Source organism: Bradyrhizobium sp. MI1.11 (assembly GCF_055811255.1).
The window spans coordinates 1-13,610 of record NZ_JBVVPM010000046.1; the positions used below are offsets into that span (position 1 = coordinate 1).

Here is a 13,610-nt window from a genome sequence, read left to right on the forward strand (position 1 = left end):
ACGATCGCGATACGCCCCTCTGACCGGGATGAGGTGGCGGCTGAATACGCCAAAGCCGAATTTCGGTAAAGCGGAATATTTTTGCGCGAGCGGATTGACCCGTCGTTTGGGTGTTTTGCCCGTCGGGCAACGCAAGGGATTGAAGCCCGGATTGCTTCGCGAATCCGGGCTATCGGCTGTCGCCTCACGGCCGCCGACACACCGGGTCGATCTCGATCAGTGCGTCCTAGCAGCCGGCTGCCAAAAACTGCTCGTGAGGAACCCTCGCGGCATCAATTTCCGAATTCGGAGAAACAACATGATCTTGCGCGACGCAGCGATCTGCCCGATTAGGGAATCATGCGGTGAGGTCATTTGACACAGATATGACAATCGAAGGACGCATCTGCGGCCGGCATCCGAAGCACATCACCCCCGTCCACAGTCTTTCCGCAGCATACCCACAGGCATATCCACAGGCCGACTATGCCGGATTCGCGAGCCCGCGCGAGCCACTTGCTGCGCACAAACCCACAGGCCCGGTATGTCAGCCGCCGCCCTGATCGAACACGGTGCGGCAAGCCTCACTCAAGCTTGACCTGTTACGGCGCAGGCACGCCGTGATGGCCCGGACGTTGGGGATCTCGCCGGCGCAGAGCCGGTAGACGTCGGGGGTGCAGGCCCGGCGCTGCTCGGGCGTTCCCTGCTGAGCATGGGCGGCGGAGGCAAACAGCGTCAGGAACAGCCCGACCGTCGAGGCGCGACGCGCCCGGCTTTTCACACCCGCAAACCGCAAGAACCTCGCCTTCATGACCAGTCTCCCGTCTGCCTTGCCCGCCGGCCTGTGTTGGCCGGTGTGCGAAGGGGTAGGAGAAATAAACAGCGGACGATGTGACCTCCTTCACACTGCGGGCACCCGGCAGGAACCTAAGTTTTCCAACGGGATTTCATCAATCGCTAACCAATCGGGACCCGATTGGCCGATCGTTAAAATACGAACGATCGGCTCAACCGGGAAGCAAACCCGCTTTGCGATATTGCGCCATCCGCGGGCCGGAGGGTGTGATGAGCGAAGCCGAGTTCAACTTACTGCTGGACGCCGTCCAGGACGCCATGATCCATGAAGATCTGGCGTTCGTGCCGGGGGAGGATTTCGTGCCGCGCTCGTGGACCTATTACGCGAAGCCCAAAGCTGCCAATGACAACGAGGGCGCGTGGCCCCTGCTACCTTTCCCGGACGGCTGGTACGCGGCCTGCTGAAGCCAATCTCGCCGTGAGCCGATGCGCCCGCGCTCTGCGGGCGTTTTGCTGTGGGCTCTACGCCGCGAAATCCGGCGCGACCGCGATCAAGTCTTGAGGCGGTCCTCGCCGTCCAGCGGCGCCCGGTCGGGTGCGGCCGAGGGGAAGATGCTGTCATAGATCGCGCGGGCCTCGCGAATGAGGCGAGCCCGCTCCAGCTCGGATTTCGGGACAAATCGGACGATTTCGCTCACGTGCTCTCCAGCGCTCGATCGTTGGGATGCATCACTTCGCAGATGCGAAGACTATGCCAGCGGGCTGAATGGTGGGTTTCCGCCGGGCCCCGGGTAAACCCGGTGTGCGCAGCCGGCACGCATCGCCCCCGCAGGCTGATGGCAGCCGCGACACGATCGGATATTCGCTGAGATATCAGGAGGTTGTGATGGAGGCCACGTCGGGACTCGAACCCGAGTAAACGGTTTTGCAGACCGGCGCGTAACCACTCCGCCACGTGGCCCCAACGAGGGCGGAGCAATATAGGGGATCACGGGTTTAGGCAACCCCGACCGGGCAGCTACGCCTTCGCGCCGCCGAGATATTGGCCGAGAATCTCATCGGTCGCACCGGCCGCCACGATCCGCCCCTCCTCCAGCAGGATCGCGCGGTTGCAGGTGCTCTTGATCAGCTCGACGTCGTGCGAGGCGAGCACCAGAATGCCGGCGCGCACGACGATCTCGTCGAGCCGCTGCCGCGCCTTCTTGCGGAACTGCTGGTCGCCGACGCCGATCCATTCGTCGAGCAGCACGATCTCGCCCTCGACGGCGGTTGCGACCGCAAAGATCAGGCGCAGCATCATGCCGCTGGAATAGGTGCGCAGCGGCAAGTCGAGCCGTTCGCCGAGCTCGGTGAATGCGGCGATCTCCGCGCGCCGGTCGTCGATCTCGGAGCGCCGCGCGCCGATCACGAGCCCGCGCCGCACGATGTTCTCGTAGCCGGTCGCTTCCTCGTCGAATCCGGCCGAGAGATCGAACAGCGGCTGGCAGCGGCCCAGCACGTCCACGCTGCCGGACGTCGGATGGTAGATGCCGGCGAGCACCCGCAGCAGCGTGGTCTTGCCGGCGCCATTGGCGCCGATGATGGCGACGCGGTCGCCGGCACGGATGTCGAGACTGACATCGTTCAACGCGGAGACGATGTGCGGGGTCGTCCGCCGCAGTGTCACCGCGTTGACGAACCGGCTGCGCAGCGAGCGGTCGCGGAACGACAACACCGGAAATCTCACCGAGACGTTGCGAAGCGCGATATGAGCTGCGGGGGTCATATCTCGCGCCTCACAGCCAATACGCCACGCGATGGCGGTATTTCGCGTAGCAGCCGAGGCCGATGACGGCCACGACGGTCGCATAGATGACCCCGAGCAGCCATTGCTCCGCATCGGTCGGCTGTGAGAGCAGTGGCCTGCGCACCAGATCGAGCAGCGTCGCGAACGGATTGGCGCGGATCAGCCAATAAAACGCGGTGCCGCGCACGGTGTCCTCGGTCCAGATGATCGGCGTCAGGAAGAACACGAATTGCAGGCCGCTGACGATCGCCGAGCCGATGTCACGAAACCGCGCGCAGAGCATGCCGAGCGCGACCGAGCCGCCCAGCAGCACGACGAGCAGGATCGCAAAGCCCGGCACCGCGAGCAGCATGCTCCCATGCAGCGGCCACGGCATTACCAGATAGAGCAGTACGACGATCACCAGATGATGCGCGAAGATGAGGACGTTGCGCGCCATCATCTGGAGAACATGCACGATCAGCGGCGCCGGCACCGCCTTGATCAAATGGTTTGATGCCACGAAGATGTTGGAACCTTCCTGGAGCGTCGTCGCGATCAGCGTCCAGACGATCAGGCCAATGGCAAAGGGCGGCAGAAAGCTCGCAATGTCCTGCTTGAACAGTGCCGCATAGACCGTGCCGACGCTGGCAATCGTCGCGGCGAGCGTCAGCGTGATCCAGAGCGGGCCGATCACGGTGCGCCGGTAGCGCAGCGAAATGTCCATCAGGGCGAGCGTGCCCCAACGATCGAACCGCGCCGCCTGGGCAAGGATCTCCTTGGCTGCAAGCTGAATGCGACGGTCCCTTCCGTTTCCGGCGTTCCGATGGTGCGACAGGATAGCAGATCGCGGCCTGTTGGCCGATGGTCTCTATCCGCCCGCCTCTCGCGGGACAATCGGCCGGACGGATGATCCGGACCGGAGTCAGGCTCGCTTGACCCGCCGGACACCGCGCCGGCGGTCCTTCACCGGCGGCTTCGGCGCCAATTCGGGCATCTCGGTCTGGACCTCGCGGTAGCGGGTTAACATCCGTTCAAAGCTGGCATTCAGCGTCTCGGCGATGTCCGGGCGCTTCTCCAGAACGGAGAGGATCGTCGCTGCCGCTTCGATGGTCGACAGGCCGTCCTTCCGAGGCTCCTTGCGCAGGCGGCCGTAACGCGATGGCGCGGCCGGGTTGAGGATGACGCGCTGGCATTTCAGCATCCAGGGGTTGCGCCACCACAGGGCCTTGGCCTGGCTCCAGGTGCCGTCGAGCAGCACCACACCTTCGAGCTTGCCGAGGCGCGCGCGCTGGTTGTCCGCGCCCTCGCCTTTGCGGTTGAGCGCCAGGATTTCGCCCTCGGCCTCGAGATCGGCGGCGTGCGCCGAGCCGAGATAGAGCACGGCCCAGTGCGAGGCGTTCTCGATCGGTTGCCCCAGCGCCTTGGACAGGCTCGGCCAGGACAAGCCGACCCGCAGCGTGGCACCGGCGAAATGCTTCGCAAGCAGCCGCGCGGTGCCGAGCGCCCTGTCCTGCTCCTGCGGATGCTGAAGGATCAGGAGCGAGAGCCGGTTCTTGATGGGCGTGACGCTGTCGCAGATGCACAGCGGCATCGGCTTCTGGCAGTGCGGGCATTCGGGGATTGGATCGGCCGGCGCAGCGGCGGTGGGGTTCGACATGGTCGCCGCTATACGCTTTGCGGGGCTGTTCAACAACCCGCCTATTCCGCCGGCGCAGGCACCGGGCGCGGCTCGCGGCGCCGGCGCAGGCGGTCGATCAGCAGGTAGATCACGGGCGTGGTGTAGAGCGTCAGGATCTGCGAGACGAACAGCCCGCCGATGATGGTGATGCCGAGCGGGCGGCGCAGTTCCGTGCCGGGCCCGGTCGCGACCACCAGCGGAATGCCGGCGAACAATGCAGCCATGGTCGTCATCAGGATCGGACGGAAGCGTGCCTGGCAGGCCTCGAAGATCGCCTCCGCCGAAGACAGGCCGCGCTGGCGCTCGGCATCGAGCGCGAAATCCACCATCATGATGCCGTTCTTCTTGACGATGCCGATCAACAGGATGATGCCGACGAAGGCGATCACCGTCAGCGGCGTGTTGGTGATCTGCAAGGCCAGCAGCGCGCCGAGGCCCGCCGAGGGCAGCGTCGAGATGATCGTGAGCGGATGGGCGAGACTCTCATAGAGCACGCCGAGCACGATATACATCGCCACCAGCGCGCCGAGGATCAGGAGCGGCTGGCGGCCGCTGGTCTTGGCGAAATCGCCGGCGTTGCCGTCAAAACTGCCGCGGATCCCTTCCGGCATGTGCAATTCCTCGACCGCGCGCTGGATGTTCTGCGTTGCGGCCTGGATCTGCACGTCCGGCAACAGGTTGAACGACACCGTGGTCGATGGGAACGATTGCGAATGATAGACCGCGAGGGCGGCGAGCCCGCGCGTCGCATGTACCACGGCCGACAGCGGCACCTGCGCGTCGCCCGCGCCGGCGACATAGATGCGATCGAGGTTGGACGGGTCGACCTGGAATTTCGGGTCCATCTCCAGAACGGTCATGTACTGGTTGCGTTGGGTGTAGATGATCCCGATCTGCCGCTGCGAGAACGCGTTGTTGAGCGCGTTGTCGATATCTTGGACGCGGACGCCGAGCGCCGAGGCCTTCTGGCGATCGATCGACAAGGTCAATTGAAGCCCGCCGGGATCGCGGTCGCTGGAGACGTCGGTGATGCCTTCGACGCTCTCCATGCGCTTGGCCACGATCGGCGCCCACTTCTGCAACAGGCCGAGGTCGGTGCTGGTCAGCGTGTACTGGTAGTCGGAATCGCTCTGTCGTCCGCCGGCGCGCACGTCCTGGGCGGCGAACATGAACAGGCGGATGCCGGGCACCGGGTATAACGCCCGCCTGAGACGGTCGATCACCACCTGGGTCGAGACGTGGTCGCGCTCCTCCGGCGGCTTCAGGCTGATGAACATGGTGCCGCGATTGGAGGTCGCGCCACCCGGCCCGCCGCCGCTGCCGACGGTGGAGCCGATGCCGGCCACGGCCGGATCCTGCATCACGATGTCGGCGAGCCGCTGCTGCAGGCTGAGCATGGACTGGAACGAGATGTCGGCCGAGGCGCGCGTCGCCCCGATGACGAAGCCGGAATCGTCGGTCGGGAAATAGCCCTTGGGGACCTTGATGTAGAGCACCACGGTGAGGCCGATGGTGGCAAAGAACACCAGCAGCGTTAGCAGCGGATACTCCAGCACCGTGCGCAGGGTGCGGGTGTAGAAGGCGACGATGCGCGTCAGCGAGCCCTCGATGACACGATCGAACAGTGTGGCGGATCCCGACGTGGTCTGCCTGATATAGTGGGCACAGATCATCGGCGTCACCGTGAGCGACACCAGGGTCGAGACCAGGATCGCGAAGGTCAGCGTCAGCGAGAACTCGCGCAAGAGACGGCCGACGATGCCGTCCATGAAGATCAGCGGCGTGAAGGCCGCGATCAGCGACAGGCTGATCGACACCACGGTGAAGCCGATCTGCCGGGCGCCGTCCAATGCCGCCTGAAGCGGCCGCATGCCCTGTTCGAGATTGCGGTACATGTTCTCGATCATGACGATGGCGTCGTCGACCACGAAGCCGACGGAGATCGCCAGCGCCATCAGCGACAGATTGTCGATCGAGAAGCCCGCGACCCACATGCCGGCGCAGGTCCCGGCCAGCGCCAGCGGCACGGAGATTCCGGCCGCGATCGTCGGCGTCAGCCGTCGCAGGAATACGAACACGACGACCATCACGAGAATGGCGGTCGCGAACAAGGTCCACTGCATGTCGAGCACGCTGGCGCGGATCGTACTGGTGCGATCGACCAAGGTGGAGACGTCGACGCCGGCCGGGATCCACTGCTTCAGCGCGGGGATCAGCTCCTTCACCCGGTCGACGGTCTCGATGACGTTGGCGTCGCCCTGCTTGGTGATCTGGATCAGCACCGCCGGCTGCTTGTTGAACCAAGCGATGGATCGGGCGTTACGGACGCCGTCCTCGATGTCGGCAACATCGGAGAGCCGGACGAAATTGCCGTTCGCGCTTTTGATGACGATGTCGCGGAACTCTTTCGCCGTCCGCATCTGCCTGTTGAGCGACAGCGTTTCGCTCTGGCGCTCGCCATTGAAGATGCCGACCGGACCGAGCGGATTGGCGTTGATAATCGCAGTTCGCACGTCGTCGGTGGCGATGCCGGCGTTCGACAGCGCGACGGGATTGAGCTGAATCCTGACCGCCGGCTGGTCGGCACCCGAGATCGTCACATTGCCCACCCCCGGCACCTGCGAGATGCGCTGCGCCAGCACGGTATCGGCGACGTCGTAGACCGCGCTGGCGGACAGCGTCTTCGAGGTCAGCGCCAGCACGAACACGGGGGCGCCTGCGGTATTGGCCTTGCGGAAGCGCGGCAGCGTCGGCAGATCGCTGGGTAGGTCGACCAGCGCGGCGTTGATCGCCGCCTGCACGTCGCGCGCGGCCTTGTCGATGTTGCGGCCGATGTCGAACTGGAGCTGGATGCTGGTCGTGCCGAGCGAAGAGGTCGAGGTGATCTGGTTGATGCCCGCGATCTCGCCGAGCCGCCGCTCCAGCGGCGAAGCAACCGTCGCGGCCATCACGGACGGATCGGCGCCGGGACGGCTGGCGGAAACGAAGATGGCGGGGAAATCGATGTTCGGAACCGAGGCGACGGGGAGGAACTCGTAAGCCACGATACCCAGCAGGAACAACCCGATCGACAGCAGCGTGGTCGCGACCGGGCGGCGGATGAAGGGCTCCGAGATCGATGCCATCACTGCATCCCCTCGGTCGCGCCCGCGACGGGCGGCCCGCCGGGTTCGACCGGCGGCAGCGCCTGCTCAAGGCGGCGGTTGATGCGGTCGAGGGCGAGGTAGATCACCGGCGTGGTGTAGAGCGTGAGCAATTGGCTGAGCAGCAGGCCGCCGATGATGGAGATGCCGAGCGGAAAGCGCAGCTCGGCGCCGGTGCCGCTCTCGATCGCCAGCGGCAGCGCGCCGAACAGCGCGGCCAGCGTCGTCATCATGATCGGACGGAAGCGCAGCAGACAAGCCTGCACGATCGCCTCGTTGGGCGACATCCCCTGCCTGCGCTCGGCCTCGAGCGCGAAGTCGATCATCATGATCGCGTTCTTCTTGACGATGCCCATCAACAGGATGATGCCGATCAGCCCGATCACGGAGAGATCCTGCCCGCACAGCATCAGCGCCAGGATCGCGCCGACGCCGGCCGACGGCAGCGTCGAGAGGATCGTGATCGGATGGATGTAGCTCTCGTAGAGCACGCCGAGCACGATATAGATCGTGATCACCGCGGCCAGCAGCAGCCAGGGCTGGCCGGCGAGTGCCTTGGCGAATTCGGCGGCGTCGCCGGCATAGACGCCGACGATGCTGTTGGGCATCTCAATCCGGGTCTCGATGGTCTTCACGGCCTCGACGGCATCGCCGAGCGCAGCGCCCGGGGCGAGGTTGAAGCTGAGCGAGATCGACGGGAACTGGGCCTGGTGCGAAATCGCGAGCGGCGCGGTGGTGCGGGTCAGCGTCGCCACGGCGGAGAGCGGCACCTGTGCGTTGGGCGCGCCGGCGGTCGCGCTCGCCCCGCCCGGCAGATAGAGCTTCGACAGGATCGAGGGATCGCGCTGGTACATCGGCAGCGCTTCCAGCACCACGCGATACTGGTTGGCCTGGCCGTAGATGGTCGAGATCTGGCGCTGCGCGAACGCGTCGTTGAGCGTGTCGGTGATGCCCTGGAGGCTGACGCCGAGCTGGCCGGCGCGGGTGCGGTCGACCGTGAGCTGCGCCCGCAGACCGCCTTCCTGCGCCTCCGAGGAGACGTCGCGGAACAGCGGATCGCGCCGCATCTCGGCAACCAGCTTGCGCGCCCATTCCGACACCAGCGCGGCGTCGGTGCCGGTCAGCGTGTACTGGTATTGCGAGCGGCTCGACTGGGTCGATATCTGCACATCCTGCACCGGCTGGAAGTAGACGGTCATGCCGGGGATGGCTGCCACCCGCTCCTTCAGCCGCGTGATGACGACGCTGACATCGTCGCGCCGCTCGCCGCGGGGTTTCAGCGTCATGACCAGACGGCCGACATTGGTGGTCGGATTGACCGAGCCTGCCCCGATCACCGAGACCACGCCTGTTACATCGGGGTCGGCCTTGATGGCGTCGGCCGCGTCGGCCTGCCGCTTCTGCATCTCCGCGAACGACACGTCGGGACCCGCTTCCGTCACCGCCGTGATCGAGGCAGTGTCCTGCAGCGGCAGGAAGCCCTTTGGCGCGACGACATAGAGCGCCAGGGTCGCAATCAGTGTGGCGAAGGTCACGACCAGCGTCGCGCGCTGGCGCTCCAACACCCAGAGCAGCGTGCGGTGATAGAACCCCACGGTGCGGTCGATGAAGCGGCTGACCGCGGCAAGACCCGGCACTGCCAGCTCTTCATGGGCGTGCTTCAGCAGACGCGAGCACATCATCGGCGTCAGCGTCAGCGAGACCACGGCCGAGGTCACGACCGCGATCGTCAGCGTCAGCGCGAATTCGCGGAACATGCGGCCGACCAGGCCCGACATGAACAACAGCGGGATGAACACCGCAATCAGCGACACCGTCAGCGAGATCACGGTGAAGCCGATCTCGCTGGCGCCCTTCAGCGAAGCCTCCATCGCGCTATCGCCGTTTTCCATGTGGCGGACGATGTTCTCGATCATCACGATGGCGTCGTCGACGACAAAGCCGGTGCCGATGGTGAGCGCCATCAGCGACAGATTGTCGAGGCTGAAGCCGGCGAAATACATGATGCCGAAGCTGGTGATCAGCGAGAGTGGTAGCGCCACCCCGGCGATCAGCGTGGCCCTGAGCGAGCGCAGGAACAGCAGCACCACCAGCGTCACCAGCACCACGCTGAGGATCAGCGTGAACTGCACGTCGCGGACCGAGGCACGGATGGTGACGGTACGGTCGGAGACGATGGTGAGATTCACGCCGGCCGGAATAGCGCGCTGGACCTTTGGGATTTCCGCCCGGATCTGGCTGACGACGTCGATCACATTGGCGCCGGGCTGCCGCTGAATGTCGATGATGACCGCGGGCGAGCCTTGATACCAGCCGCCGGTGCGGTCGTTCTCGAGGCCATCGACGATCTGGGCGACGTCGGCAATCGTGACCGGCGAGCCGTTGCGGTAGGCGATGATGACAGGCTTGTAGGCGTCGGCGGCGGCGATCTGGTCATTGGCGGCGATGATGTAGGATTGCTGCGCGCCGTCGAGCGAGCCTTTCGGCCCCGAGACGTTGGCATTGGCAATCGCGGTGCGCAGGTCTTCCATGGCGATGCCATAGGCGGCGAGCCGCGCGAGATCCGCCTGGATGCGGACGGCCGGCTTCAGTCCGCCGAGCACAGAGACGCGTCCAACGCCGGAAATCTGGCTCAGCCGCTGCGCCAGAAGCGTGTCGGCAATGTCGCTCATCGCCCGTAGCGAGATGGTGTCGGAGCGCAGCGCCAATGTCATCACCGGCGCATCGGCCGGGTTCACCTTGGCGTAGGTCGGCGGATAAGGCAGCGTCTTGGGCAGCACGCCGGCCGCGGCGTTGATCGCGGCCTGGACGTCCTGGGTCGCGCCGTCGATGTCGCGGTTGAGATCGAACTGGAGCGAGATCTGGCTGACGCCGAACGAGCTCGTCGAGTTCATCGCCGACAGCGACGGGATCTGGCCGAGTTGCCGCTCCAGCGGCGCGGTGATCAGCGAGGCGATCACGTCGGGGCTCGCGCCGGGCAATTGCGTCGTCACCTGCACGGTCGGGAAATCGACCTGCGGCAGCGCAGACACCGGCAGCGCGAAATAGCCGAGCAGCCCGCCGATCAGAAGCGCGATGCCGAGCAACGAGGTCGCGATCGGCCGTCGGATGAAGGGTTCGGAGACGCCCATGGGATGCGCCTGCCGCTCAGGCGGCTGTCGTCGGGATCATGGCTGCTTGGCTCCACTTCCCGATGCACCCGGCCCTGGTGCCGGTCCGGTCTGGCCCTTCTGGTCGCCCTCGCTGCTCTTGCGCTTGGCGCGGAACTCGCCGTCCTTATCTTGTCCGTCCCTCTGGCCGTCTTTGGCGCCGTCCTTCTTCTGACCATCCGGTCCGCGCGAGCGCTTGCGTGGCGCGAGATCGGCCGACGGCGTCTGGTCGTCGCGGCCGATGACCACCTTGGAGCCATCGGACAGATTGGCAAAGCCTGTGGTGACGACCTTGTCTGTCGCCGACAGGCCGCTGGCGATGACGGCGTCATGCTCGTTCTGCTGCGTCACCGTCACCGGCTTGGCCGCAACCAAATTGTCCTCGCCGATGACATAGCTGAACGTGCCGATCGGTCCGCGCTGCACGGCCGAGGTCGGCACCACCAGTGCCTGCGTCAAGGTCTCGACCTTGAGGCGGACATTGACGAACTGGCCGGGCCAGAGCTGGTAATTGGCGTTCGGGAATTCGGCCTTGAGCCTGAGCGTGCCGGTGGTCTGGTCGACCTGGTTGTCGATGCCGGTGAGCTTGCCGGTGTCGATCACGGTGAGGCCGTCATTGCCGAACACGTCGACGGCGAGCGCGCCCTTCGACGCGGCGGCGTTGACCCGCATGATCTGCTGCTGGGGCAGGCTGAACCACACCGCGATCGGCTGCAATTGCGTGATCACCACGAGGCCGGTGGTGTCGGAGGCGTGGATGATGTTGCCCTGGTCGACCTGGCGCAGGCCGGCGCGGCCCGAGATCGGCGCCACGATCTTGGTGTAGCTCAGCGTCGCCGCCGCATTGTCGATCGCCGCCTGGTCAGCCTTGACCAGCGCCTCGGTCTGCGCGACCAGCGCGCGTTGGGTGTCGGCCTGCTGCTTGGATCCGGCGTTGGACGCGGCGAGCTGCTCGTAGCGCGTGAGGTCGATGCGCTGGTTGGCGAGCTGGGCCTGGTCCTGCGCCTTCTTGGCGACAGCCTGATCGTACGTCGCCTGGTAGAGCGCCGGGTCGATCTCGCCGACCACGTCGCCTTTCTTGACGTCCTGTCCCTCGGTGAAATTGACCGCGATCAGCTTGCCGTCGACTTGAGAGCGGACGGTCACGGTGTTGAGTGCGCGGATCGCGCCGACGCCGTCGAGATAGACGGGAACGTCCTGGATGCGGGGCGTCGCCGCCAGCACCGGTACCGGCAGATCCGGCCGTTGATTGCGGCCGTTCGCCTGCTGCGGCTGCTGATGCCAGGTGGTCCAGCCGTAGTAGCCGAGCCCGCCGAGGATCGCCAGCGTGATCAGGGTCATGACGAAGCCGCGCCCGCGCGACTTCTTCGCCGTTCCCTCCTTCGCGCCCTGCTTCGTATCCGGCTTAAAGAGCATTGACCGGTTTCTCCATCCTCGGCTCCCAGCCGCCGCCGAGCGCCTGATACAGGCTGACGATAGCAAGAAGGCGGGCAAGTTGCGCCTGCGACAGCGCGTCTTCCGCCTGGAACAGGGTCAGTTGGGTGTTGAGCACGGTGACGATGTCGGCGGTGCCGGCGCGCAATTGCTGCTCGGAGAGATCGAAGGCGCGGCGGGAGGCGTTGAGGACGTCACGCTGCAATTGCAGCCTGATCGTGGTCTGCTTGATCGAGAACAGCGCATTGTCGACATCGGCAAAAGACTGGATGATGGTCTTGCGGTAGGTCTGGAGCAGTTCGTCCTGCCGCGCCTTGGCAAACTCGAAATTGCCGAGGATCTTGCCGCCGTCGAAGATCGGCTGCGTCGCGCTGCCGACGAGCTGGAAGAACGCCGCATGCGGCTGGAATAGCGAGACCAGGGCCGAGCTCTGATAGCCGCCATTGCCGGTGAGCTGGATGGTCGGAAAGAACTGCGCGCGGGCATTGCCGACGTTCGCAGTGGCAGAAGCAAGTTGCGCCTCCTGCCGGCGAATGTCGGGCCGCTGCGTCAGGAGCTCGGACGGCAGGCCGGGCGTCACGCGGGGTATAGCGATCCGGTTCAGCGAGCCGCCGAGCACGCGCACGCTCTCCGGCGGCCGCGACACCAGGACTGCAAGCGCATTGACGTTTTGGTCGAGCGTCTGGCGCAGCGGCGGCACCAGGGCCTTCTGGTTTGCGAGCACGCTCTCCTGCTGCGCGACGTCGAGATCGGTGCCCGTGCCAGCCTTACGCCGTTCTTTGACGGCATCGAGGATGCGTTGCGCGCTCGCGATGTTGCGCTGTGAGGTCCGGATGCGATCCTGCGAGGCCAGCACCTGGAAATAGGCGTTAGCCACACCCGCAAGCGTCGTCAGCGCAACGACGTCGCGATCGAAACGGTTGGCATGCGCCGTTTCTTCCGCGGTCTGGAGTGCGTCCCGATTCTGACCCCAGAAATCGAGCTGGTAGCTCGCGCTCAGCGAAGCCTGGTAGTTGACGACCTCACGGCCGCCATTGGTGAGCCCCGAGGCGGAGGAGCCGGAGGTGCGCGAATAGGCCTCCTGCCCGGTGCCGGAAAGGCTCGGCAGCAGCGCCGCACCCGCTTGCCGCGCCTGCGCGTCGGCCTCGACGATGCGCGAAACGGCGGCGGCAATGTCGAGGTTGACGGTCTGCGCCTCTTCCATCAGCTGTGTCAGCTCCGCCGAGCGGAAGCTGCGCCACCAATCCAGAGACGGCGGCGCATCGCCCTTGCCGGCGTATTTGTACTGCGTGGGAACGTCGAGCGCGGGATCGGGAAGATCCTGCGTGAGCACGCAAGCGCCCGAGCCGGCGGCGAGGCAAGCGACCGCAAGCCAGCGCGCCGCACGTCGTGTCCGGGACGCGGAACCTAGAGACCGCCGCACCGCGATCGCAGGATCATCTTGTGTCAAATCCACCCCCCGCCGGGCAGATCGAGCCGCCGCCGCGAAGCCGGATTAACCGATTCGCGGCTGGACAGTCGGCGGGCGTTGGATAACTCGTTCACAGCGATGATGCTTTCTGCGGAACCGGACACCCATACTAGCCGGGTGCGGAACAGCGGGACAGTCCCGCAGGTGCGAAATGACCGCCAAAGCGCACCGCCATCAACACGAAGAAAGCACG

The 13,610-nt window shown here is 65.6% G+C and carries 11 protein-coding genes and 1 tRNA gene; 2 read left to right on the top strand and 10 right to left on the bottom strand.

Annotated features, from left to right (window positions below; genetic code table 11):
- The coding region (locus AC0L30_RS32115; RefSeq protein ID WP_473406050.1) for a hypothetical protein at positions 1-358 on the top strand (358 nt) is incomplete at its 5' end.
- A gap of 168 nt (positions 359-526) precedes the next feature.
- On the opposite strand, the gene AC0L30_RS32120 is transcribed toward AC0L30_RS32115, so the two are convergent.
- Positions 527-790: a hypothetical protein gene (locus AC0L30_RS32120; protein WP_007591186.1), complete on the bottom strand. Its 264-nt coding sequence runs from the start codon at positions 788-790 to the stop codon at positions 527-529.
- 254 nt (positions 791-1,044) lie between these two features.
- On the opposite strand from AC0L30_RS32120, the gene AC0L30_RS32125 reads away from it, so the two are divergent.
- A complete protein-coding gene (locus tag AC0L30_RS32125; protein ID WP_219680153.1) occupies positions 1,045-1,239 on the top strand; it encodes a hypothetical protein in 195 nt (64 codons plus the stop codon).
- Between the two features lie 86 nt (positions 1,240-1,325).
- Here the strand turns inward: AC0L30_RS32125 and AC0L30_RS32130 are convergent, their stop codons facing one another.
- From AC0L30_RS32130 to AC0L30_RS32170, 9 genes are all read right to left on the bottom strand, one after another.
- Complete coding sequence (locus tag AC0L30_RS32130) at positions 1,326-1,472, bottom strand: hypothetical protein (RefSeq protein ID WP_354128228.1); 147 nt, start codon at positions 1,470-1,472, stop codon at positions 1,326-1,328.
- A gap of 189 nt (positions 1,473-1,661) precedes the next feature.
- Positions 1,662-1,735, bottom strand: a tRNA-Cys gene (locus AC0L30_RS32135).
- A gap of 57 nt (positions 1,736-1,792) precedes the next feature.
- On the bottom strand, positions 1,793-2,539 hold the full coding sequence (locus tag AC0L30_RS32140; protein WP_473366234.1) for an ABC transporter ATP-binding protein: 747 nt from the start codon (positions 2,537-2,539) through the stop codon (positions 1,793-1,795).
- A 10-nt stretch (positions 2,540-2,549) separates the two neighbouring features.
- Positions 2,550-3,266 (bottom strand): ABC transporter permease, encoded by a 717-nt coding sequence (locus AC0L30_RS32145; RefSeq protein WP_354128227.1) that lies wholly within the window; start codon positions 3,264-3,266, stop codon positions 2,550-2,552.
- Between the two features lie 198 nt (positions 3,267-3,464).
- Complete coding sequence (locus tag AC0L30_RS32150; RefSeq protein WP_219680157.1) at positions 3,465-4,199, bottom strand: tRNA-uridine aminocarboxypropyltransferase; 735 nt, start codon at positions 4,197-4,199, stop codon at positions 3,465-3,467.
- 41 nt (positions 4,200-4,240) lie between these two features.
- Positions 4,241-7,345: an efflux RND transporter permease subunit gene (locus AC0L30_RS32155; RefSeq protein WP_354128226.1), complete on the bottom strand. Its 3,105-nt coding sequence runs from the start codon at positions 7,343-7,345 to the stop codon at positions 4,241-4,243.
- Positions 7,345-10,494 carry an efflux RND transporter permease subunit gene (locus AC0L30_RS32160; protein ID WP_007591193.1) on the bottom strand — a complete coding sequence of 1,050 codons (3,150 nt, stop codon included), beginning with the start codon at positions 10,492-10,494 and terminating at the stop codon, positions 7,345-7,347. The genes AC0L30_RS32155 and AC0L30_RS32160 overlap by 1 nt, the downstream gene beginning before the upstream one ends.
- A gap of 36 nt (positions 10,495-10,530) precedes the next feature.
- On the bottom strand, positions 10,531-11,928 hold the full coding sequence (locus AC0L30_RS32165) for an efflux RND transporter periplasmic adaptor subunit (RefSeq protein ID WP_219680164.1): 1,398 nt from the start codon (positions 11,926-11,928) through the stop codon (positions 10,531-10,533).
- On the bottom strand, positions 11,918-13,369 hold the full coding sequence (locus AC0L30_RS32170) for an efflux transporter outer membrane subunit (protein WP_376707486.1): 1,452 nt from the start codon (positions 13,367-13,369) through the stop codon (positions 11,918-11,920). Before AC0L30_RS32170 ends, AC0L30_RS32165 begins: the two co-directional genes overlap by 11 nt.
- Between the last annotated feature and the right edge of the window lie 241 nt (positions 13,370-13,610).